Below are 25,021 nucleotides of genomic sequence, written 5' to 3'. Positions count from 1 at the left end.
TTGTAATAAAATTTTGATTTATGATTTTTGTGAGTTGATTTACTTAAAAAATGAATTGTGTTTAAGTAATTGATTACCTGTTTTTTGAATTTATTTTTTCTGATCATGAATGATGGGTGTTTGTAAAATAAAATTTTTATAAATGTATTGATACGATTGATTGTTTTGTTTGGCTTGTGTCAGTAGTTGTTATAATTAAAGTTATATATAATGTTTGAATAGGTCAAAAGTCTTTTTATAATGGTTTTAATTTTTTAAATTGATGATATACAGTGAGTTATGTTATGCTTGCTGAGTAATTTAGGGTGAAGCTTGCTTTTCTTCCTAAAATATTAAACCAAAATAAACAACCGCATATGAAAAAAAGTGTACTATTAGCCCTCTTGCTGGGATTGGTTGTGCAATTTGTTTTTGCACAATCTGGTTCAGTAAAAGGAACGGTTACTTCAGCTGAAAGTGGAGAGCCGATTCCCGGCGTAAGTATTCTGGTGAAAGGCACCTCTAAGGGGGCCATCACAGATTTGGATGGTATGTATTCTTTGGAGATACCATCAGGAGGAGAAGTACTGATCTTCTCATTTATAGGTATGACTTCACAAGAAATTGTTATAGGTGACCAGACTGTTATTGATGTAGTGATGGAATCCGATGCAAGGGAATTGTCCGAAGTTGTCGTTACTGCAATGGGTATTACGAGGGAGAAGGCATCCTTAGGTTATTCAGTTCAGCAGGTGGATTCAGAAGAGCTTAATAAGTCTCAGCAGACAGATGTGTTGAGTTCTCTTTCAGGTCGTGTTTCTGGTGTTCAGTTAAACTCTTCGACCAATATGGGAGGATCGAAGCGGATTACCATTCGTGGTGCCAGTTCATTTTTTGGCGAAAACCAGCCATTGATTGTGATTGACGGTTTGCCTGTCAATAACTCTAACTTCAATGATGAGAATATGCAGGAAGGTAGCGGAGGGTATGATTATGGTAATATGTTGAATGACCTTAATCCCAACGATATCGAAAGTATTTCAGTTCTTAAGGGGACTGCAGCAGCACTTTATGGCTCCCGTGCAGCAAATGGTGTTTTGGTGATCACCACCAAAAGAGGTGTGCCCGGTAAAGAGGCCTTTAGCGTGGATGTAAGTTCATCAGTAAACTTTGAGAGTGTTTATTTAATGCCAGATCTTCAAACGAAATATGGTGGTGGAGCCGTCATAAGTGATGAGGATGGTGGTGTTGATGGTTTTGAAGTAGCCAATATTAACGGTACGGATTATAAGATAGTTCAGTATGGGATTGATGAAAGCTGGGGCCCAAGGTATAATCCGGATGTGTCTGTTTTGCATTGGGATGCATTCAGTGAAGATTATCCTGAGGATTATCTAAATCCACGGCCTTGGGTGAGTCCTGAAAATGATGTCCGTGACTTTTTTGAGACTGGTGTGTCCTATGTGAATTCTGTGGCAGTCTCCAGTTCCAATAGCAATTCAGCCGTCCGCTTTGGTTATTCAAATACCAAAACCACGGGTACTTTGCCTGGTTCAAATATGCTCAAGAATAATTTTTCCCTGAGTGGCAAGACCAAAATATTGGATAAACTGAGTGCCAATTCCACTTTGAATTTTGTGAGGACCAGCACCAAGGGAAGGCCGCTATTGGGGTATCCCGCTTCAGATCAGCCATATGGAAATACGCTGGGGCAGACACTTTTTCAGTGGACACAAAGGCAGATTGATTTTGGGCGCTCAAAAAAATACCTCAATAATGATGGGACACAGCGCTCTTGGAATAGAAATGCGTGGGATGATCCTACCCCTCATTACTCAGATAACCATTACTGGGCCGCCTATGAAAACTTTTCAGATGATGAAAGAGATAGGTTCTATGGTAATTTAGGCTTGACCTATGAGATAATGGAAGGCTTGAATTTAAGTGGACGTGTGAGTGGTGATTTGTATTCGTTTTATAACAGGGAAAGAGTCGCTGTAGGCTCCCAAGCGCAGCCTTATTATTACGAAGCGGTAAGGAACAATTATGAATATAATTATGAGCTGACATTAGGTTATGATAAGAGGATCAATGAGAAATTTCATATCAACGCCTTGATTGGGGGGAATCAAATGAGACAAAGGCTCCATCTAAATAGAGGTGAGACATCAGGTGGACTTGTAGTGGCCAAAGTCTATAATTTGTTGAATTCTGCTGGGGCAGTTTTGGTAAATGATCAAACAACCAGGAAAGGGATTAACAGTATTTTTGCTACAGCCAGTTTGGGCTTTATGGATATGTTGTATTTGGATTTGACGGCAAGAAATGACTGGTCTACCACCCTTCCAGAGGGCAATAATTCTTATTTCTATCCTTCAGGTTCAGTGAGTTTTTTGTTTTCTGAGAGATTGAACCTGTCATGGTTGAGTTATGGTAAGTTGCGTTTAGGGGCTGCCAGGGTATCCAAAGATACTGACCCTTACAGGGTGATCAATACCTACCAGTTTAATGAGGATGGTACTTTCCAAAGTTTGCCCAGGGTTTTTACACCCGAAGAATTTTTGAACAGCAATTTGAAGCCAGAAAATACAGATACATGGGAAATAGGCTTGGAAGCCAGTGTTCTGAATGACAGGCTTGGTTTTGATGTGACTTATTTCAAAAATGTCACTACTGATCAAATCATTCCATTGGAAGTTTCCAGATCGACAGGGTATAAGGCGAAGTTTATCAATGCCGGTGAGATTGTCAATAAAGGTATAGAGGTGATGCTGCGCGGTACGCCGGTTCGGACCAGCGATTTTAGCTGGGATATTACGGTGAACTATACCAAGGTAGATAATGAAGTGAAGAGTATTATTGAGGGGATTGAGGCCATGGATATAGGTGTGGCACCTTTTAGTGGGGTGACCTTGAGGGCTTCTGTTGGAGAAAGATATGGGCAGCTTTGGGGCTATGATTTCTTGTATGATGATGATGGTAATAGAGTAGTTCAAGACAATGGTTATTGGGCTAGGACCCCCAATTTGGTACCACTTGGGTCTGTTATGCCTGACTATAATATGGGGATCCGAAATTATTTTACTTATGGTGGTTTTGATTTAAGTGTGCTGCTTGATATTCAACGGGGCGGTAAATTCTATTCTGTTTCCCATATGTGGGGGCATTATTCAGGCGTATGGGAGCCTACTGCAGGTGTAAATGACCAAGGCAATGAAATTCGTTCCCCAGTTGCTGAAGGAGGTGGTATTAAGTTAGACGGTGTGACCGGTGATGTTGAATTTAATGAGGATGGTACTTATACTGTGTCAAATACGGCTCCCAATGAAACCTATGTAGAGGGACAGGCTTGGGCGGCAAGACATTATCATGGCTTTGGAATGCCAAGTGCACAAAGCGTGTTTGATGCTGATTATATCAAAGTCAGGGAATTGGCCTTGGGGTATAATTTCGATATGAGTTCTGTGCCTTTGGTCAGGTCATTAAGACTTTCGGCATATGGAAGGAATCTCTGGACCTTTGGTTTGGATTATAAAGGATTAGATCCTGAAATCGCCGTCAATGGTTCTGGAAATATTCAAGGTATTGAGGGGGCCTTTATGCCTACCTCAAGGACATATGGATTTAAGTTGGATATCGGACTATAAACACTTAAAGTATTATGAAAAGCTTAAAATCAATAATATATATATTAGGTATAACGACCTTGGTCGTTGCATGTAGCTTGGATTATGAAAATAATCCCAATGAGGTGACAGATCCACCAGCATCAGGTTTGCTAAACGATGCGACCAAAAAGATGATGGATGATTTTTATGATGAATGGTTTCAAGGTAGGTTTACTTTGGTGACGGTGCAGTTCTGGACACAGACTGCCTATGCAGATGAAGACAGGTATGTGTACAGGGAGTCCCAAAGAGAGACATGGGAAGATTTCTATGCCAACTTAGAGGATCTCAGAAAAGTGATTCAACTCAATACTGATGAGGAAACTCGGGTGGAAAATAGCCAGTATGGTTCTAATGCCAATCAAATAGCGGTGGCCAGGATTTTAATGTCTTGGACCTTTAATGTGATGGCAGATACTTGGGGAGATATTCCATATTATTCATTCGGATCTGATGATCCTGATTTTCAGGCATTGCAAATGGCAGATGTGGAAGCGGAGATTTTAGCGCCGGTTTATGCGACTCAGGATAAGATCTATGCTGATATATTGAATGAGCTGGATGAGGCAGAAGCGATGATTGATGTCAATGATGATGGTGTGTCTGCAGATGTTATATATGGAGGGGACATGGCCAAATGGAAGAAATTTGCCAATTCTCTTAGGTTAAGGGTCGCCTTGAAAATAAGAGGAATAAATCCAACTTTGGCAAATACACATATTGCAGATGCGATTTCCAGAGGGGTGTTTGCCTCTGTGGAAGATAATGCTAGTTTCATTTATGAGGCGGCAGATGTAAATGCAGGGCCCTTTTATCGGGCTTTCAATGTGAGTAATCGAACCGACTTTGCAGTTTCCCATCCCTTCTGTCAGTTGCTGCTGGGTAATAATTTGTTTGATCATGATCTTAATGATATTACGTCTAATCCATTTCTTGGAATACGTGATCCAAGGATTGAGCAGTATGCTGGTGTAAACAGGGATGGTGTTTATGTGGGGATGCCGGTCAATGAGAGTTCTACTCAGTCTCAGCTTTTTGTTTGGGAGAGTTTTCCAGGGGATAAGATCATCAATACACCTGATTTTACACAATCTCTGATGGAGTTTGCCGAGGTTTCTTTTATTCTCAGCGAGTTAAATGGTTGGGATCAGACCCATTATGAAAATGGTGTTAGGGCCTCCATGCAAAAATGGGGAGTGGAACCGGATGCAGTGGCGGCTTATATTGCTGCATTGCCTCCCGCTAGCGAAGAGACGGTATTGACTCAAAAGTACATTGCCCTATATATGGATGCCCATACTGCTTGGCAAGAATATAGGCGTACGGGTTATCCCAAGACCCTGATCATGCCAGGTACTGAATTCAGTGTGATACCTGAGCCTGGTGCTAAGTTTGATTATACATTCACATCATTGGTGGAAGGACTGACTGATTTGCCTTTTAGGTTACAATATCCAGATTTTGAGCGAACCTTAAATGGGGATAACAGAGGGCAAGCTGTAAGTAGGTTAACCAATGGCGATGCGCTGAATTCAAAACTATGGTGGGATATTGATTGAGTGATTTAAAAAAATAGGAGATTTATTTATAGCCATCCGCGACGGCGGATGGCTATATTAATGAAAACCTGTTATTAGTAAGATATGGTTTTAGATGGCTTACTTAAAAGTTTTCTGAATAAAAAGGGCTTTTAGAAGTGTTCTATAGATCTAAGCGCAAAATCAATTATGCCCTTGGTTTAAATATTGGATTTTAATACCGTGAATTTGAATTATTCTAGAATAATGAAAAATAGAGAATTCAAATAATTTGATAGGTATCCATGTAAAAACTTTGAATACCATTACTTTTTTGGGAGATTTTGCTAATCAAAAGGCTTTATTTTTTACGAATTTGTAAGTGTTTAAATAAAATGTGTAGATTTTAAAAAATCGTCAAAAACAAAATAAAATTCTGAATTTGATGGGTGGTAATATGGGCTTAGAATGAAACTTTTAATTGATTAGTCAGTACAAAATTATAAACTGGAAACTTTGGAATTAAAATTTAGTTTTTATGTTCAAAGTGTAATTAAATTAGGTGAAATTGAAATATGTGCTCTAAATATATGGTGATAAGTGAGTTTTTATGTTGGTTTGGTCTGTTGCAATAGTCATATGGTATATTGAAATAGGTCAATTTTTTTTGAAAAAATATTTACTCACTTAAATAGCTGAAAACCAGATGGTTGATGATTAGTTTCCTAGTGTTATTTTTATGTTAAAAATTCTTAAAGTTTTTTTTTTTGATGAGGCTGTATACTTTGCATCAAAATCAAATCAACCGCATATGAAGAAAAGTGTACAATTAGCCCTCTTGCTATGTATGTTTTTGCAATATTCTTTTGCACAGACATCATCAGTAAAAGGGACGGTTACTTCAGCAGATAATGGAGAGCCGATCCCAGGTGTAAGTATTCTCGTGAAAGGTACCTCCAAGGGTACGGTCACGGATTTGGATGGTAAATACATGTTAGATTTACCAGAAAATGGAGAAGTATTGATCTTCTCATTTATAGGAATGACTACTCAGAACGTAGCTATCGAGGGCAGATCGATCGTTGATGTGGCCATGGCTTCTGATGCTGAGGAACTTTCTGAAGTGGTGGTAACTGCCTTGGGTATCCAGAGGGAGGAAAGGTCACTTGGTTATTCTGTACAGGAAGTAAAAGGTGATGAAATTGCCAAAGCTAAAGAATCAAGTTTTATAAGTTCTCTATCAGGTAAAGTTGCTGGTCTTAGTGTTAAGAAAAGTAACTCCCTAGGTGGATCTGTTAATGCAGTTATTAGAGGTTCAAACTCATTTACTGGTAATAACCAAGCATTGTTTGTTGTAGACGGCGTGCCGATCAGTAACTCTAATATCAATACAACAGACCAAGCTATTGGTAGTGGAGGTTATGATTATGGTAATGCTGCTTCAGATATTGACCCAGAGACTATCGAGTCTATTTCCGTTTTGAAAGGTGCTACTGCAGCTGCTCTTTACGGTTCTGATGCGGTAAATGGTGTAATCATGATTACTACCAAAAAAGGAGCTGGTAAAAAGAAAGGTATGGGAGTTTCTTTAAGTCACTCTACCAATTTCAGTGTGGTGGATAAAAGCACTTTCCCTAAATACCAAAATAAATATGGTCAGGGATATGGGCCTTATTATGGTGAGACCGGTGGGTTTTATGATACCGATGTAAATGGTGATGGAACATTGGATCTTGAAGTTCCTGCTGGTGAAGATGCTTCTTTTGGAGCTGCTTTTGATGAAGACCTATTGGTTTATGGATGGGAGTCTTTCTATCCTGAGCTAGATACCTATATGACGCCAAGCCCTTGGGTGGCTGCTAAGAATGGTCCTGATTATATTTTCCAAACAGGTGTAGGAAATATCACCAATGTCGGATTATCCGGTAGTAATGAAAAAGGATCTGTTCGTTTTGGATATACAAACGATGATCGTTCTGGTGTCCTCCCAAACAGTAATGTGAAGAGAAACGTGGTGGATATGCACGCTTCATATAATTTGAGTGACCGTCTTACTATCGATGGTAAAGCAACTTATACCAGAGTAGAAGGTAAAGGGCGATATGGTACGGGTTATGATGGTAAAAACGTACTTCAAGGCTTGCGCCAATGGTTCGGTACCAACGTTGATCTTAAAGCACAGGAAATGGCCTATAAGCAAACAGGTAAGAATATTACTTGGAATCCTCACGGCTTTGGTGATACTTCCCCTTATTTCTTTGATAACCCTTACTGGACTTTGTATGAGAATTATCAGAATGATAAGCGTAATAGGTTCTTCGGTAAGTTCCAGGCTACTTATGAAATTACTGATTGGTTGAAGGCCATGGGTAGAGTAGGTATTGATTCTTATTCTGATCTTCAGGAAGAGCGCATGGCGGTAGGAAGTTTGGATCAGTCAAGCTACACTAAGTACCAAAGAACATTTGAGCAGTATAACAGTGACTTTATCCTGTCATTTGATAAAAACCTTAATGAGTCATTGTCTTTGACAGGTCTATTAGGTTTTAATGTAAGGAATACAAAGGTTATTTGGACGAGAGCAAGTACAAATGGTGGTTTGGTGAACCCTGGTATTTACTCTTTGGGTAACTCTGTGAATGCGCTAGAGCCACCAACAGAACATGATTCTCACCACAGAAAATATGGTTATTATGGACAAGTAACCCTAGGTTATATGGATTACTTGTATTTGGATGCTACAGGTAGGATTGATCAGTCATCTACTTTGCCTGAAGGAAATAATAGTTACTTCTACCCATCTGTGGCTGGTAGCTTTGTGTTCAGTGAATTGATGGAAAGTTCTGTATTGAGCTTTGGTAAATTAAGAATGGGTTATGCCAGTGTACGTGGAGATGCGGCACCTTATAGTGTGTTGAATACTTTTAGCGCAGCTACTCCATTTGACGGTGTGCCATTGTTCTACACGCCTGATACCTATAATAATCCAGCCTTATTGCCAGAGAAAACCAATGAAATGGAAGTTGGTTTGGAAGTAAACTTCTTGAACAATAGAGTGGGTGCAGATCTATCTTTCTATCAGAAGAATACCATTGATCAGATAGTTCCAGCGGAAATTTCTTCGGCTACAGGTTTTAATTACAAGTATGTTAATGCTGGTGAAATGGAGAACAAGGGTATTGAGGCCAGCGTATTTGGTGTACCAGTTCAAACACAGGATTTCACTTGGAGAGTTAATGTAAACTGGGCAAGAAATAGAAACAAGGTTGTTTCACTTTATGAAGGAGGAGAGAATCTATTGATTTATTCTGCTTGGTCTACTGCCATTAATGCCAGAAAAGGACAGCCTTATGGTACAATTACCGGTACTGACTATGTTTATGATGAAGCAACCGGTCAAAAAGTAGTTGGGGCTGATGGTAAATATTTGAGAACTGAGTCTACCAATGAAATCATTGGGAATATCCAACCTGATTGGATTGGTGGTATCAATAACACCTTTAGCTATAAAGGCTTGTCTTTCAGTTTCTTGATTGATATGCAAAAAGGTGGTGATATCATAAGCTACGATATGGGCTTTGGTAACGCTACTGGACTTTATGCTGAAACTGCGGCCTTGAATGATTTGGGTAACCCGATGAGGGATCCAGTTACTAATGACGAAACTTCTGGAGGGATTATTCTTCCAGGTGTTAAAGCTGACGGCACTCCAAATGATATCCGTGCAAGTGCAGGAGATTATTATACGCCACTTGGATATTATGGTGGTTCTAGTGAGACTGGTACTTATGCTGCTGATGCCGCCTTGGTTTACGATGCTTCTTTTGTGAAACTGAGAGAGGTTAGCTTAATGTATGACCTTCCAACTAGCTTGTTCAGCAACTTGTTCATCGAAAAAGTATCTGTTGGTGGTTTTGGTCGTAACCTATGGATCATCCACAAAAACCTGCCTTACTCTGATCCAGAGGCAAGTGCAAGTTCCGGTAACTATCAAGGTATCCAAAATGGAGCTTTGCCAGCTACCAGAGAATTCGGTTTCAACGTAAATGTTCAATTCTAAACTGAATCACAATGAAAAAGTCATTATTAATATTAGGTATAGCAGTAGCGGGACTATTTTCTTCTTGTGATGAAAATCTCTCCGACCTGAATATGGATCCTAAGAATCCTATTGAGGTAAAACCTGAAGTTTTATTTACATATGGCCAGTATGATCTTGTTAACCAAATGGTTAATATTGATTATAACCAGAATCTAGATAGGTTATGGGCCAATTATTTAACACAGACCACTTATATCCAAGAGTCTGCTTATGATGCAGCCAATAGAGATGTGGGAGGTAGTCTTTGGGATAATATTTATGCTGAAACATTGTATGAATTAAAGCAAGCCAAAGAGCTGTTGCTTAGCGAAGAGGTGGCAGACCCCAATTTGGTTCCAGTAAGAAATAACCAACTGGCCATGGTAAGGGTGCTTGAAGTTTATGCATATCAGTATTTGGTGGATAACTTTGGTAGTATTCCTTATACAGAAGCATTGGATATTGACAATGTGACTCCTATATATGATGAGGGAGAATATGTATATGGTGCTATTATAGATAGCTTGGACGTAGCTATCAATGATTTTGATGATAGTGCTGCCGGTTTTAGTAGTTCGTCAGATATACTGTACGGAGGAGATATCGCAGCTTGGAAAAAGTTTGCCAATTCTATCAAATTAAAAATTGGCATGCGTCTAGCTGATGTAAATCCATCTCTAGCTGGTACTTTGGTATCTGAAGCTGTTGAGGCGGGTGTTTTTGAGTCCAACACGGATAATGCAGTTTATGCATTCAGTGCTTCACAGCCCTATACAAATCCTATTTATGACTATTTTGAAGTAGATAGTAGGGATACAGACTTTGTGATCACTCAGTTTTTCATCGATATGCTGGAGGGCGTGAATGACCCAAGAATGAATGTGTATTTTGATGATAATATTGAAGATGGGTATGTAGGAGGCGAGTACGGTGCATCTGGAAATTCTTATTTGAGATTGACTCATATCAATCCTTCATTGGTAGAGGCTACTTTCCCAGGTACAATCTTGGACTATTCTTACGTTTCTTTCTTGATGGCAGAAGCGGTAGAAAGGGATTTCATTACGGGAAGTGCTGCTGAGTATTATGAAAATGGTATCCGTGCATCTTTTGAAGCTTGGGGCTTATCAGATACAGAGGCTACATTGTATATTGCCCAGCCTTCAGTTAATTATTTAACGGCAGCTGGTGATTATAAAGAGAAAATTGGAACACAAAAGTACATCGCCCTTTACAATCAAGGACACGAGGCTTGGACTGAAGCGAGAAGATTGGATGTTCCTCAGTTGTTGACAGCCGTTTCCAATGGAGTTGAGAATCCTAAGAGATTAATATTTCCTACTAATGAGCCTTTGATCAATACTACCAACTATAATGCTGCTAGTGATGCTCTAGGTGGAGATAAAACAACATCTGCTATCTTCTGGGATTTGAATTAATTAGAAAACTGCTTTTAGTAGTAATAGATTTATGAAAAAATGCTGCATGGTTTCATGCAGCATTTTTTTTGATATTAGGGGATTTGAATTAAGTTTTTCCTGTATTTCTTTTTCTAAAGCTGATAATTTGCTCTAGTTTTCGTATTGATAATAGAAATAGTCATTGAAATTTGATTATTCATGGTAAATTTGTGTTAAGGATATTAAGTAGGTATTAATTTATGAGCAATTTGAATTAATGGTTAACTTGTGAAGCCTTTGGGAACATCTTAGATTTAAGTACGTTTTCATTAATATCCACCCATTGTATGATCTGTTTTGGTTGGAGAGCAATAGCGATGAGTAGAAATAATAGATCATATTTGTAACATACCCTTAAGCATTATTTTATGAAGGATAGAGAAGCGATAGATTACGAATTGGAGAAAAACATGGAAGTTATCAGTCAACTGGATGCCATGGTTGGTGAGACAGTAGATACAGTGTTGGTTAATCCAGATGAATGCTGGCAACCTACGGATTTTCTTCCTGATATGACCAAACCAGATGCTTTGGACCAGGTGAAGCTGTTACAAGAGCGTGCTGCAGGAATACCTGATACTATTATTACTTCCCTTATTGGGAATATGATTACGGAAGAGGCCCTTCCTAGTTACCAGACTTATTTTAATCTGCTGGAAGGAATTAATCCTGAAGGTAGCCTTTTGAGTGAAAGAGGCTGGGTAAGGTGGTCTAAGGCTTGGACTGCAGAGGAGAATAGGCATGGTGATTTATTGAACAAATACCTTTATTTATCCGGAAGAGCGGATATGAAAAAGGTGGAGCAGACGATTCACCGTTTGATTTATAATGGCTTCGATCCAAAGTCAGAAAAAGACCCTTATCAGGCGATGATTTATACCTCTTTCCAAGAGAGAGCAACCAAAGTGAGCCATGTAAATACGGGGAAATTAGCAGAGAAGGCTGGTGATACTGTTTTGTCAAGGATCTGTAAAACCATTGCTGGTGATGAGGCGAGACATGAGAAGGCTTATAAGACCTTTATGGCCAGGATTTTTGAAATTGATCCAAATGGTGCCATGCTTGCTTTTGAAAAAATGATGAGAAAGCAAATCGTAATGCCAGCTGTTTTGATGGCTAAGGGAGGTAATAATCCTACCTTATTTGATCAGTTTTCGGCTATTACACAGAAAATCGGTGTTTATACTGGCTGGGACTATGCCCGTATCATAGAACATTTGGTGAAATTGTGGAAAATAGAATCGGTTACCGGTTTGGAGGGAGCGGCAGCCAAAGCGCAAGAGTATTTGGCGGGTTTGAGCGATAGGTATATGAGATTAGCTGACAGGATGAAAGCTCCTGATGAGATCAGTTTAGCTTGGTTAAAGTAATACGATTAATATTATAGAAGAATTTAGGGGCGTTTTGCCCCTTTTTGTTTTAAGGGCTCACAGTTTTTTGTCATTTGAATGTTGTTTTGGAATAAGATAATATTTTTAACGCGCTGTTTTGTAGAATATAGCCTTTTGAACTGTTGTATGTGCAGCCGCTTGTTTTTTCTTCCCAAAAAGCACCGAAAATTTAGGTAATGGAGAAGAAAACAAGAGGCCTTAAAAAGTCAAGTTTAAAGTGGCCTCTTTAGATTTCGTTAAACACTTAAAATATAGTAGAAAAAGTTGCTTAATCACCCTTCTCAAATGTAGCACTTATACAGTTTCAAAAAAATACCCCATTTGGGGTATTTTTTCATGTTTTTTCCAGAAATAGGTGAATAGTATTGGTTTATAAGTTTTCTTTTTGGGTAATTACTTGAAAAATATAGGGTTATTTTTCTCCCGCTAAGGCAATTTTTAGTTGAAAATAAGAATATCGGTCTCCAAAGTGCTCTTTTAGGGGTTTGAGATAGCTACTTTCTTGTCTTCTAAATGCAAGTTTAATATTTAGGATATCGTCTTTGGATATAAATTCCTCCGCATCAATTTTACCATGTTTTACTAATTTGGCTAAATGGCTTTCAATGGTATTATAGGTCATTTCTCTTTTTTGGGCAATTTGGAAAAGGTTAAGACCTTCCTGATAGTGTTTTAAGGTGACTCTTTCCGTATCTGAAATTCCCAGATTTCCTCCTGATCGACTTTTTTTGTTGGGATTAAGCTTTTTCCGAGGTTTTAACTGATGTTTTTTGATATAATTTGAAATTAATGCGATGAAATCATTTCCATAGGTATCAGCTTTTTTCTGTCCAACTCCTGATATGTTCAGCATGCTTTCCGTATCAATAGGAAAGTAGGTGGCCATTTCGACTAAAGTGGCATCCGAAAAAATAACATAGGGTGGAACATCTTCTTTTTGGGCCAGCTGAAAGCGTAGGGATTTTAGTGCTTCATAGAGATCTGTTTCATGGGCTACTTTGGTGTTTGTTCTTTTGAGCTCATCATCCATAGTGAGTAAAATTTTAGCTTTTGATTTAAGCTTTGACCAAGCCAAGGTAGTGAGCTTCAGTGTTGGAAATTGCTGGCCAGCCTCGGCAATATAGCCTTCCTGGATTAATTTAGCTCCCAGTTTTTTCCAGAAATCTTCGGTTTGTTCCTTTCCTATTCCATAGACGCTTAATTTTTTGTGCTCTTCTTGGATTTTAGCAGATTTGGAGCCTTTTAAGATCAGTATGGCATATCCCATGCCAAAGGATTCATTGAGCCTTGCCAAGGTCGAGAGTAGCATTTGAGAGGGGATGGTCATGTCCTGTTGATTGCCTTTGTTGAAACAGATATCACAATTGCCACAATCTTCTTTTTCATCTTCACCGAAATAAGCCATCAAGTATTTCCTTCTGCAGGTATTTAACTGGCAAAAGGTTTTCATTCTGGTAAGCTTGCCCAATATGATCTCCGAATATTCCGGATTATCAGGTGTTTCTATCATCCTTTGAAGGGTGAGGTAATCTCCGTAGCTATAAAACATTAAGGCTTCGCTTGGTAAGCCATCTCTTCCTGCTCTTCCAGTTTCCTGGTAATACCCCTCTATGTTTTGAGGCATATTCATATGGACCACAAAGCGCACATTTGACTTGTCTATTCCCATGCCAAATGCTATTGTTGCGACCACTATCTTTACTTCATCTTTGATGAACTTTTCCTGATTGGCCGCCCTTATTTCTCTGTTTAAGCCTGCATGGTAGGGCAGGACAGATAGTCCCGCCGCTTGTAATTTTTCAGCAGTATCTTCTACGCTTTTTCTGGAGAGACAATAAATGATCCCAGAGTTTTTCTGATGGTATTCCAGGAAGTCAAGGAGTTTGTCAAAGGAATTTCTCTTAGGAGCGACGCTGTAAGTGATATTTGGACGATCAAAGCTGGAAATAAACCATTTTGGGAACTTTAGGCCCAATTTGTCGGCAATGTCCTTTCTGGTTTGTTTATCGGCAGTAGCGGTAAGCGCTATAAAAGGTACAGCAGGAAATGACTGTCGAAATTGACCAATCTGTAGGTAATCAGGCCTGAAATCATGCCCCCATTGGGAGACACAGTGAGCCTCATCCACTGCTACCAAAGAAAGTTTGATGTCCTTTAATAGTTCAGCTAATGGCGCAGCTCCTCCAAAGAGTCTTTCTGGCGCGACATAAAGCAATTTTAATTTGCCGGACTGAATTTCCTGCGAAATATAACGTTGTTCGCTGGTGCTTTGGGTAGAATTGAGGTAGGCGGAAGGAATACCGTTGGCATTCAAAGCGTCCACTTGGTCCTTCATCAGTGCGATCAATGGTGAAATGACCAGTGTCAATCCTTCATTAACCATGGCGGGTACTTGGTAGCAAATGGATTTACCACCACCAGTAGGCATAAGAACAATGGTGTCTTGGCCACTTAGTATACTTTTGATAATGGCTTCTTGCTGTCCTCTAAAAGTGTCATAGCCGTAAAAATTCTTTAATACTTCTTGTGGACTCATTTTAATCTTGCTTTGGGGAAATATTAAGCTAAATTAATTAAGATTTTGGCCCCATAAAATATTATCGCTTGAGCAATTTGATTTTTTGAGACTTGTCCTGCCAGTTGATTTCCAAAATATGCAGGCCTGAGCCTACTTTATTGATTAGCCCATCGAGGTTAATATTAGACCTGTAAGGGTATTCTTTTGAAAGTACTTTGCTGATTTGATTGGAGGAATAAATGGTTATTGTTATTGGTGTGCCTGCAGGGATTTCTTGATGGAGAGAAGCCAAAGAAAGGTGATCCCCATTGGTTGGGTTAGGATAGGCTAACCAGCCGGTGTCTTTGTGGCTGGATTGGGGTTTAATGGCAATGACAGGGCTAAAGGAGTAGGTTCCGTCCAGATTAAATTGTTTGATACGGTAATAGAGAATGGGAGCATTGGAAAGCAGCAATGTCTCATCAAATTGATAGTTACTAATTTGATCCGACCAGCCTACTGCCTTGACACTTCCTACTGTTTTAAAGTTATCGATATTATCAATGGACCGCTCAATCTCAAAATGGCTGTTTTCCCATTCCTTAATTGTGGACCATTGGATTTGGCTTTTATTGGTGGAGGTATTCCACTGCCCGGAAATATTATTCCAGATAACAGGGAGTAATCGGCAGTTTTCCTCCAAAAAATTCCCTTCATTCTCTTTCTGTTTTGTAATATCTGTAGGAAAAGTGGAACAAGTGTACAGAATGGCGTCATCTGCCTCTATAAAAGCTCCGGATCCATTAGTGTCAATTACTCCACCTACATCAATAGTACTCTTTCCATCCGCATCCGAGTCAATTTCTCCATCATGGACATCTCCATTAAATATAATACTAGAGTTTCCATTCATATCCAAGATTCCTCCTGGTTCTGAAGCCCAAACTTCAGAATCTTCTTCGACATAAAAAGTAAAATGGGTATTGCCATTGATACTAATCGATTTAGTATAAAAATTTCCATCAACATCAATTACAGCTGTATATTGTTCATCATTGGATGGAGTGTGTATTGTTGTGGTGCCGGATACATCAAAGGCAGAATAATCATCAATTGCTAAATGAGACTTGCCGCCCATAAGTAGGGAACCTACATTGACATAATTTGATATTTCGTTATGTGTATCAAGGGAAGATGAACTGATGTGAAAGGATGCATCATTATACATATCGAAATTTCCACTAACATTGTAGGATGAATTTAGACCAAGGAATTGAACATAAATGTTCGAATAGGTATTCATAGTTGAACTTACAGCTACATTGATTGTTGAGTTGTTGCCCCCAAGTGAAATATTAGCTAAAGTGTTTTTTCCATAATTTAAACTTCCATTTATATCGATTGAAGTATTCTCGCCTTCTAGTATTATATCCAGATCAGAATTGTCATTTATTTTAATATTTCCGGTTACTGTAAATATACTTCCTTCTGTTACAGTTAGAGTTGAAAAATTTCCTCCTAATGTTAATCCACTGCTAAGAGTTAGATTTCCATCGATAACAATCTTTGTTTCACATAAGCTTGAAGTTAATGATGTGGGAGGATAGGTGGCAGAGGTAGTACAGTTCGTCGAAGTTACTGTCCAACAATCTCCATCGTTCCACTGTCCGCTACAGTTTTCATTAGAAGCGGTGTAAGTATAAGTCTGGGCATAGCTATTCACCGCGTTGAAAAAAGTCAAGGCAAGGGCGATCTGAATCGTATAAAGAAGTGTGGCTTTATACATAATATTATGTGGTGATTAGCTATATAAAGGTAATGGGAAAAATAATATTTTGCAAATAGTGGAAACTAATGATTTATGTTTTGATTTGTATTGAGTTATTTGGAATTGAACTGGTAAAAAATGTATTTGGTAAAAAGTATTGGGAGCAATTGATTAGTAACCAGATATATGTGATAAAAAAAGCAAGCTCTTGAGCTTGCTTTACTTATTACTGTATTCAAATAGTTTTCTTTTTTCTTCTTTGGATAGACTATCGTAGCCTTTGTCAGCTATCTTATCCAAAATCTTATCAATTTCCTCTTGGGAAGTTGAGTTATTGGATTTTGATGGGTTTTTCTTTAATGGTTCACTTTTATAGGGTGGGTATTTTTTCCTGTAGCTTACTTTAACATTTGGACGGTTTGAAAACAAGTTCTCGAAGAAACGACCTATGGTCTGTACAGGTTTTCCCAAATCTGTCCCTTTTCTTAATAAGGTGATATAGAAATATCCCAGCGCTGCTCCTCCTAAGTGGGCCAATTCTCCACCAGCATTAGCTCCGGTACTATTGGCAAAGGCCACCACCACATAGAATATGGCAATGTACTTGATCCTGACTGGGCCCAGTAGCAGGAGGTGGAAGGTTGTATCAGGGCTCAATGTAGCTGCACCAACCACTATGGCGTATACACCAGCACTTGCTCCCAGCATCAAAGCATGATTTGCCTGTGTACTGAAATAAGGTGCAAAATTGTAAATTATTACATAAAATAAAGCTCCGGCTATGCCTCCAAGGATATATAAATTGGCCAGCTTTCTACTGCCCAAATATTCGTGGATCAATAGTCCAAACCAGTATAGGAAGAGCATATTGAAAAGGATGTGGAAAATCCCCTCATGCAAAAACATATACGTTATAATTGACCAGGGTTGGGTGATGAATTTGCCCACATCTGCCGGCATCATCAAATAGGATAATATACTTCTGTACAATTCTTCTCCTCCACCAATGGTCAAAAATACCCTGAGTACCAGAAGAACTAAAAATACAAGAATATTAATGGCCAGTATTTTATACAGGCTGTTATCCTTTTGGTTAAATGCGTTTTTCAAATAATACCAGAATCCTCCGTACATGATCAGTAAAAGCTAGTCCTGTTTTTTTTCCAGAAAGTTACCAAAATCGCTCCTATTATTAAACCACTTAAATGCGCAAAATGTGCCACATTGTCCATGGGGTTATTGACGATAATATTATATACGGTATATAGCCCGTAGAAGAGTACCAAATACTTGGCTTTTATCGGCATTGGCGGGAATAGTAGGAAAAGTTGCGTATTGGGAAAGAGCATACCAAAGGCCACCAAAATCCCAAATAAGGCCCCTGATGCACCCACCATAGGTACATTGGTTTTACTTTGCCTTACGTAATCCATGTATTTCTCGGCTGTAGCAATATATTCTTTGTTTTTTGGGTCCCTGCTGTAGGCGTCAATAAAGTCATATACGGCCGGTTTGAACATTTGCCTGTTTTCAGTAATGAACTTGTTAAAGTTTTCTGGATCAGGGTCATTATAGAATGATTCTATTTTGCTGTCCACTTGGTTGATTTGGAAGGCAGTATAACCGGAATATAAAACACCGGAGCCAATTCCGCAGACCATCCACAGGATGAGAATTTTCTTTGGGCCGAGAAATTGTTCCAACAGTGGGCCAAATATAAACAGGCCGAACATATTGCTGAACAAATGCCAAAAATCAGCATGCATGAACATATAGGTCAAAAACTGAAATGGCATAAAATGATCGCTATTGATATAATAGAGTGCAAATAAGGATTGCAGCTGGGGCAAAAAATAAGCGGCAATTACAAATATGCCTATATTGATCAATAGGAGGTTTTTGACAATAGGTGTGAGTGATCTAAACATAAATTATTTTTCAAAAAAACTACGTATCTTACTTAAATCAAGTTTGACAAAGGTTTTGTTCCCTGAAAGACCATAATTTGGATTTTGACAGGCAAATAATTGTCCAACGATGGTTTCCATTTCTTGGTGATTTAATTTGGTTCCCTTCTTTATGGAAGACTTTTTGGCCAAGGATCGGGCCAAGTTTTCCCGATTGTCTAGGGAAAGTTCTGATTTGAAATGTTTGAACTGCTCCAATAGTCCTTCAAACAGTGCTTTTTCATTATTGATCTGGATATCTGCAGGGACCCCTTTTATCAGCAAAGTTTGCTTCCCAAACTCCTCTACGATAAAGCCCAGACTATTCATTTCTTCCTGTAAGTCCATCACCAAGGCAAAGTCTGTAGGGCTAAGGGAAATGCTTTGTGGAAAAAGACACTGTTGCGATGCACCACCATTGTTTTGCAACTGTTTCAAATAGCGCTCATAGAGGATTCTTTCATGACTGGCTTGCTGGTCCAATAGGAGCAGACCGGCTCCCAATTGGGCAACTATATAACTTAATTCCACCTGAAAGGTCGTTCCAGTATTGGTTTCAACGGGTGGGACCACCGGTATGTTTTCTTCTCTTTTCTCTTCTTCTTCCTCATTGGCCCTGCTGGAAAAGGTCATCAATTCTGTTGATGGATGGACGTTGTTTTGGTCAAAAGCTTCTTTTCTGATTGACTCCGAATGATCCTTGGTTCCTTCAAATAGTTTTTCCCATCCTGAAGTGTCTTGTTTTTTAAAGGAAGGTGAGCTATATGTTTTGTAACTGTTTTCTCTGCTGAGTTCTTCCTTCCTTACCTCATCATGGTTCCAGTTCTCTGTGAAGTTGACATCCATGCTGAAATCCAAAGTGGGCACCACATTATGGGCTCCCAATGCTTGCTTGACACCGGCTTTGACTACAGAATAGATGGTCCTTTCATCATCAAATTTGATTTCCGTCTTGGTCGGATGGACGTTGATGTCTATATGGGAGGGATCGATTTCCAGGAAAAGTACATAAAAGGGGTGTTGGTCAGCGGCCATCAATCCCTCATAGGCGTTGCTCACGGCATGGTTGAGGTAATGGCTTTTGATATACCTGTTATTGACAAAGAAATATTGTTCTCCTCTGGATTTTTTGGCGTTTTCAGGTTTGCCTACATAGCCCTTGATTTTTACATGCGGTGTGTCTTCCTCACAGGAAACCAGTTGGCCTTGGTAGTTTTTACCAAAAACACCAACAATTCTTTGGCTGAGTTTTCCGGGACTTAGCTTGAAAAGCTCAATATCGTTATTGATCAGGCTGAAGCTGATTTCCGGATAGGATAAGGCGACCCGTTGAAACTCTTCTACGATATGCTTTAGCTCTACGGGGTTGGATTTCAGGAAGTTTCTTCTTGCAGGAACATTGAAAAACAAGTTTTTAACTGCAATAGAAGTCCCTTGGGGTGTGACTACTGGTTCCTGCTTCTTTACTTCAGACCCTTCAATGCAGATGAGGGATCCCAGTTCATCCTCTTCCGTTTTTGTTTTTAATTCCACTTGGGCAACGGCCGCGATGGAGGCCATGGCTTCCCCCCTGAAACCAAAGGTACGAATGGCAAAAAGGTCCTCTGAATTCCTGATTTTGGAAGTGGCATGACGTTCAAAGCTCATTCTGGCATCGGTAAGGCTCATGCCCTTACCGTTGTCAATGACTTGCATCAATGTTTTTCCAGCTTCTTTAATGATTACTTTTATATCTGTGGCACCCGCATCTATAGCGTTTTCCAACATTTCTTTGAGGGCAGAAGACGGGCGCTGTACCACTTCTCCTGCAGCTATTTGATTGGCAATAGCATCAGGAAGCAGTTGTATAATATCACTCATTTGCGCTTACTTTTTAACCTGAAGAAGAAGACCAAGGCAGCGATTCCCAATCCAATATACAACAAGATATAGAGCATTTCAGCACCAAAATAGAGGTAGCCGGTAATTGTCCCTACCAATACCAATAAAATGATCATGCGTAGCATGCCTGTGCTGGAAAAAATGTTGGCAGGCTTGTTCCTGATAGGTCCTCCTTGGGTAAAGGCCCCCCTGATGGAGCTTTCTCTGTCATTTCTATAAGCTTCTTCAATTTCCTTGTCACTTGGTAAAATCCCATCGGCTTCCAATTGCTTTTTGATTCGAGAGGTCCGCTGCTCAATTTCTTCTTTGACAGGGTCATAATGTCTGGCCTTGATATCAAAGCGCATAGGTTGGGCCGTACGGAATATAGAAGGGAATTTCATGGCGTCAAATGATTCGGTTATACCTTTAATACGTTAATAGATATAAGGTAAGTTCTGCTTATCACTATTTTGATAGACAGAAGCATGAATTTTATGTATGTTTGATGATTACTCTGAAATGAATCAAAGTAGTACTTACAAAGTTATTTTAAATTTTAAGCAATAAAAATTAAACATCCGCATGAATAGAAAAGTTTGGGTCCTCATTTTGCTCGTCTTTGCACAAGTTCCTTCTATAGGGGCATTCTCTGAAAGAGAGGCGGACGATCCATTTACAACTTTTGATATTCAATCCCAAAACCAATGGGTAGACAGTGTTTTTAACAGCCATACTTTTGAGGAAAGGTTGGGGCAGCTTTTTATGGTGGCAGCCTATTCCAATAAAGGAGAGCCACATAAACAGGCAATTGCCAAACTGGTCAAAGAACAGCAGATTGGAGGGCTTATATTTTTTCAAGGGGGGCCAGTGAGGCAGGCCAATTTGACCAATTATTACCAGTCTATTGCCCAGACACCTTTGTTTATTGCCATGGATGCTGAATGGGGAGTAAGTATGCGTCTGGACAGTGTTTTGCAGTTTCCTAAGCAAATGACCTTGGGGGCTATTAGGGATGACAGGTTGGTTTATAGAATGGGGGAGGAAATTGCCCATCAATTTAAGGAAATGGGTATGCATATCAATTTTGCTCCTGTGGTAGACGTAAATGCCAATCCTGATAATCCTGTGATCGGTTACCGGGCTTTTGGTGAGCAAAAGCAAAATGTGGCTGATAAATCCGTCGCTTATATGAAAGGGCTGCAGGAAAATGGTGTGATCGCGAACGCCAAACATTTTCCTGGGCATGGTGATACGAATTCTGATTCACACTATACTACTCCAGTGATCAATAATTCCAGTGACTATATCAATGATATCGATCTTTACCCTTACAGAAGACTGATAGATGAGGATCTGATGAGCGTGATGGTTGCTCATTTACATATTCCGAGTTTAGGAACCAAGGTGGGGATGCCTACTACTTTGAGCAAGAAGGTGGTTTCTGGATTGTTGAAAGAGGAAATGGGTTTCAAAGGTTTGGTCTTTACCGATGCCTTAAATATGAAAGGAGTGAGCAACCTTCACAAGCCTGGCGAGGTTGATCTGTTGGCGTTATTGGCAGGTAATGATATTTTGCTTTATGCCGAAGATGTGCCCAAGTCAAAGCAATTGATATTGGAAGCAGTGGCAGAAGGCAGGATTAGCCAAGAAGAGATCGATGCTAGGGTAAAGAAAATCCTTAGGGCCAAATATTGGGCTGGACTGGACAAGTCCAAAAAGATCGATACAGGTCAATTAGTGGAAAGAATCAGTAATTATAAAAGTAATGCTTTAATTGAAGATTTGTATGCCGCTTCGATGACCCTTGCTACGAATAAAGGAGACTTCCTTCCCATCAAAAATCAGGATTTGTTGAAGATGGCCAGTATCACCCTGGGGAATGGTGGACAAACTTTTCAGAAGTACTTGGACAAGTATGGGGGTTTTGAACATTTCAGATTGCCTAGAAATAGTAGTTCGGCCTCTTATAGTGCCCTTGAAGAAAACCTGAAAGATTTTAATACCATTGTGGTGGGGGTGATGAATGTAAGCAATAGTCCCAGGAGGAATTTTGGAATCAAGGAAAGTGACATGTTTTTCATCAAAAAGCTGAGTGAGCATTACAATGTGGTTACGGTACTTTTTGGGAATGCCTATGCTGCTAAGTATATGGATGATTTGCCCAATGTACTGATAGCATATGAGGAAAATGACTATACTGAAATGCTAGCTCCGCAGATTCTTTTTGGAGCAAGGGCTGTGGATGGTATGTTGCCTGCCACGGTCAGTGACAAACTGAAAGCAGGGGCTTCTGTTTCATATGAAGCCTTAGACCGATTGGCTTATAGCAGTCCTGAATCTGTTGGAATGGACAGCAAGGTGTTGAATAAAATCGACAATATTGTAGATCGTGCCATAGCCAGGAAATCTACTCCGGGAGCCTGTGTGTTGGTGGCGAAGGATGGAAAGGTGGTCTTTGAAAAGGCTTATGGGCACTTGGACTATAACCATTCTGCAGAAGTAACCACTGAAACGATTTATGACTTGGCTTCCATTACCAAAGTAATGGCAACCACGCAGTCCGTTATGTTTTTGAGCAGCCGTGGGTTATTGGATTTGGATCAGCCACTTAGTTTGTACCTTCCGGAATTAAAAGGAAGCAATAAGGCAGATATGAATATCAAGGACGTTTTGATGCATGAGGCTGGGTTACAGCCATGGATACCTTTTTACAGCAAGACAATGAGTGGGGGTAAATGGAATCCTGATTTTTACAGTGCTACCAAAAAACCTGGTTTTGGGATTAAAGTAGCAAAAGACATGTATGCCATGGATGCAATGCCTGATACTTTAATGAAATGGGTGGTTGAGTCTGATTTGAGGAGAATACCGTATGGTAAGAAAAAATATGATTATAAGTATTCTGATTTAGGAATGTACCTTTTGCAAAGGTTGGTAGAGGGAATGATCCATCAGCCGATGAATGAGTTTTTGGAGCAGAATTTTTATCAACCGTTAGGTTTAAATACACTGACTTATCTGCCACTGGAGAAATTCGATACGGATAGGATAGCGCCTACAGAAAACGATCGATTATTCAGGAAACAGTTGGTCAGAGGTTATGTACATGACCCTGGGGCTGCGATGATGGGAGGTGTAGCAGGACATGCAGGGCTATTTGGGACAGCCCATGATTTGGCAGTGATGATGCAGATGCTGCTGCAGGGAGGGGAATATGGAAAGGTAAACTTATTGGATGCCAATACCGTTAAGGTCTTTACGCAGCGTCAGTCAACTCAAAGCAGGAGAGCTTTGGGTTGGGATAGACCAGATCCTGAACCTGGAAAGGGAGCCTCAGCGGGAAAATTGGCCTCCAAGACAAGTTTTGGACATACTGGTTTTACGGGGACAGCAGTTTGGGCGGATCCAGAAGAAGACTTGATCTATGTCTTTCTTTCGAATAGGGTTAATCCAGATGCTTCCAATAATTCTTTGTTGAAGTATGACGTCAGGACGGATATCCATGATATTATTTATCAGTCTATGATGTTTTCAGTAAAAAATTATGCCCTAAATGAACAAAACTGAAAAGCTTAAGGTTATAGCTTTTGAAATTAGAAAAATGCTTTTTTAATCCAGAAATAATGAAAATCGGAATTGTCTGCTATCCTACCTTTGGTGGGAGTGGCGTAGTCGCCACGGAATTAGGAATAGCCCTAGCTAAAGAGGGGCATCAGGTACATTTTATTACCTACAGGCAACCCACCCGGCTAGATTTTTTCAGTGAGAATTTATTTTATCATGAAGTAGATATAAAAAGTTACCCTTTATTTGAGCATGCTCCTTATGAACTGGCATTGGCTAGTAAAATGGTGAATGTGGTTGCTTTCGAAGGCCTGGATTTGCTTCATGTACATTATGCGATTCCCCATGCTTCTGCGGCATATATGGCAAAGCAGATACTAAAAAGTCAAGGAATTGAGATACCAGTGGTGACGACTTTGCATGGTACCGATATAACCTTGGTCGGTAAGGATCCAAGTTATGCGCCCGTGGTGACCTTTAGCATTAATGAATCCGATGGTGTCACAGCCGTTTCAGAAGACCTAAAAAAATCTACCTACGAGCATTTTGATATCAAAAATGAAATAGAAGTTATCCCCAACTTTATAGACTTGGACCGATTCAAAAAGCAGAAAAAAGAGCATTTTAAAAAGGCAATATGCCCGAATGATGAAAAGCTGTTAGTGCATACTTCCAATTTCAGAAAAGTCAAGAGGGTAGAGGATGTGATCAAGGTGTTTTATGAAGTCAGGAAGGTTGTGCCCTCCAAATTGTTGTTGGTGGGGGACGGTCCAGAACGGGATAGAATGGAAAGAATCTGTAGGGAGTTGGGGACCTGTGAAGATACCCGCTTCTTGGGCAAACTAGATGCGGTGGAAGAGGTGCTTTCGGTGGCCGATCTCTTCTTGATTCCTTCGGAAAAAGAAAGTTTTGGTTTGGCAGCTTTGGAGGCGATGGCCTGTGAGGTGCCAGTGCTTTCGTCCAATGCGGGAGGCATTCCAGAGTTAAATATTGATGGGCAAACTGGTTTTGCTTGTGAAGTGGGGGATATAGAAGATATGACGGCAAAGGCACTTCATATTCTTTCTGATGATAATTTAGATGCTTTTAAAAAGAGGGCCTTGGCGCGTGCAAAAGAATTTGATGTCTCGAATATTCTTCCGCGTTATGAGAATTTCTATAAAAAGACAATTGAGAAAACCCTTTCTGTTTCGAAATAATTGATTTATATCATTATTTCTTATGAACAGTCGCTCCTTTTGAATTCAATCCATTAAATTTGCGGAGTATTTGCCTTGGATATTTAAT

General features: G+C 39.7%; 13 protein-coding genes. 7 read left to right on the top strand and 6 right to left on the bottom strand.

Going from position 1 to position 25,021, the window contains the following annotated elements:
* The first annotated feature begins 356 nt into the window (after window positions 1–356).
* The 5 genes from KZP23_RS04160 to KZP23_RS04140 all read left to right on the top strand — a co-directional run bounded on the left by KZP23_RS04160 (window position 357) and on the right by KZP23_RS04140 (window position 12,075).
* The gene (locus KZP23_RS04160; protein WP_226334870.1) at window positions 357–3,626 is read left to right on the top strand and encodes a SusC/RagA family TonB-linked outer membrane protein; all 3,270 of its coding nucleotides are present in this window, start codon (window positions 357–359) and stop codon (window positions 3,624–3,626) included.
* A 14-nt stretch (window positions 3,627–3,640) separates the two neighbouring features.
* The gene (locus tag KZP23_RS04155) at window positions 3,641–5,206 is read left to right on the top strand and encodes a SusD/RagB family nutrient-binding outer membrane lipoprotein (RefSeq protein ID WP_226334869.1); all 1,566 of its coding nucleotides are present in this window, start codon (window positions 3,641–3,643) and stop codon (window positions 5,204–5,206) included.
* 769 nt (window positions 5,207–5,975) lie between these two features.
* Window positions 5,976–9,224, top strand: coding sequence for a SusC/RagA family TonB-linked outer membrane protein (locus KZP23_RS04150; protein WP_226334868.1), 3,249 nt, complete (start codon window positions 5,976–5,978; stop codon window positions 9,222–9,224).
* Window positions 9,225–9,235: 11 nt separating this feature from the next.
* A complete protein-coding gene (locus KZP23_RS04145) occupies window positions 9,236–10,684 on the top strand; it encodes a SusD/RagB family nutrient-binding outer membrane lipoprotein (RefSeq protein WP_226334867.1) in 1,449 nt (482 codons plus the stop codon).
* A gap of 389 nt (window positions 10,685–11,073) precedes the next feature.
* Complete coding sequence (locus tag KZP23_RS04140; RefSeq protein WP_226334866.1) at window positions 11,074–12,075, top strand: acyl-ACP desaturase; 1,002 nt, start codon at window positions 11,074–11,076, stop codon at window positions 12,073–12,075.
* Between the two features lie 433 nt (window positions 12,076–12,508).
* Here KZP23_RS04140 and recQ read toward each other — a convergent pair whose 3' ends face one another.
* From recQ to KZP23_RS04110, 6 genes are all read right to left on the bottom strand, one after another.
* Window positions 12,509–14,632 (bottom strand): DNA helicase RecQ, encoded by a 2,124-nt coding sequence (recQ, locus tag KZP23_RS04135; RefSeq protein WP_226334865.1) that lies wholly within the window; start codon window positions 14,630–14,632, stop codon window positions 12,509–12,511.
* A gap of 61 nt (window positions 14,633–14,693) precedes the next feature.
* The gene (locus tag KZP23_RS04130) at window positions 14,694–16,379 is read right to left on the bottom strand and encodes a hypothetical protein (RefSeq protein WP_226334864.1); all 1,686 of its coding nucleotides are present in this window, start codon (window positions 16,377–16,379) and stop codon (window positions 14,694–14,696) included.
* Between the two features lie 201 nt (window positions 16,380–16,580).
* Window positions 16,581–17,495: a rhomboid family protein gene (locus tag KZP23_RS04125; protein WP_226334863.1), complete on the bottom strand. Its 915-nt coding sequence runs from the start codon at window positions 17,493–17,495 to the stop codon at window positions 16,581–16,583.
* A gap of 2 nt (window positions 17,496–17,497) precedes the next feature.
* Entirely contained in the window at window positions 17,498–18,289 is a 792-nt protein-coding gene (locus KZP23_RS04120) for a rhomboid family intramembrane serine protease (RefSeq protein ID WP_226334862.1), read from the bottom strand.
* A gap of 3 nt (window positions 18,290–18,292) precedes the next feature.
* The gene (gene mutL / locus KZP23_RS04115) at window positions 18,293–20,167 is read right to left on the bottom strand and encodes a DNA mismatch repair endonuclease MutL (RefSeq protein WP_226334861.1); all 1,875 of its coding nucleotides are present in this window, start codon (window positions 20,165–20,167) and stop codon (window positions 18,293–18,295) included.
* Window positions 20,164–20,571, bottom strand: coding sequence for a hypothetical protein (locus KZP23_RS04110; RefSeq protein ID WP_226334860.1), 408 nt, complete (start codon window positions 20,569–20,571; stop codon window positions 20,164–20,166). The genes mutL and KZP23_RS04110 overlap by 4 nt, the downstream gene beginning before the upstream one ends.
* Before the next feature lie 181 nt (window positions 20,572–20,752).
* Here KZP23_RS04110 and KZP23_RS04105 point away from each other — a divergent pair, with 181 nt between their 5' ends.
* On the top strand, window positions 20,753–23,737 hold the full coding sequence (locus KZP23_RS04105; RefSeq protein ID WP_226334859.1) for a glycoside hydrolase family 3 N-terminal domain-containing protein: 2,985 nt from the start codon (window positions 20,753–20,755) through the stop codon (window positions 23,735–23,737).
* Between the two features lie 56 nt (window positions 23,738–23,793).
* Window positions 23,794–24,933: an N-acetyl-alpha-D-glucosaminyl L-malate synthase BshA gene (bshA, locus tag KZP23_RS04100; protein ID WP_226334858.1), complete on the top strand. Its 1,140-nt coding sequence runs from the start codon at window positions 23,794–23,796 to the stop codon at window positions 24,931–24,933.
* The last annotated feature ends 88 nt before the right edge of the window (window positions 24,934–25,021 follow it).

Source organism: Echinicola marina (assembly GCF_020463795.1).
Classification (GTDB): domain Bacteria; phylum Bacteroidota; class Bacteroidia; order Cytophagales; family Cyclobacteriaceae; genus Echinicola; species Echinicola marina.
This window is presented reverse-complemented; position numbering and strand designations above follow the sequence as displayed.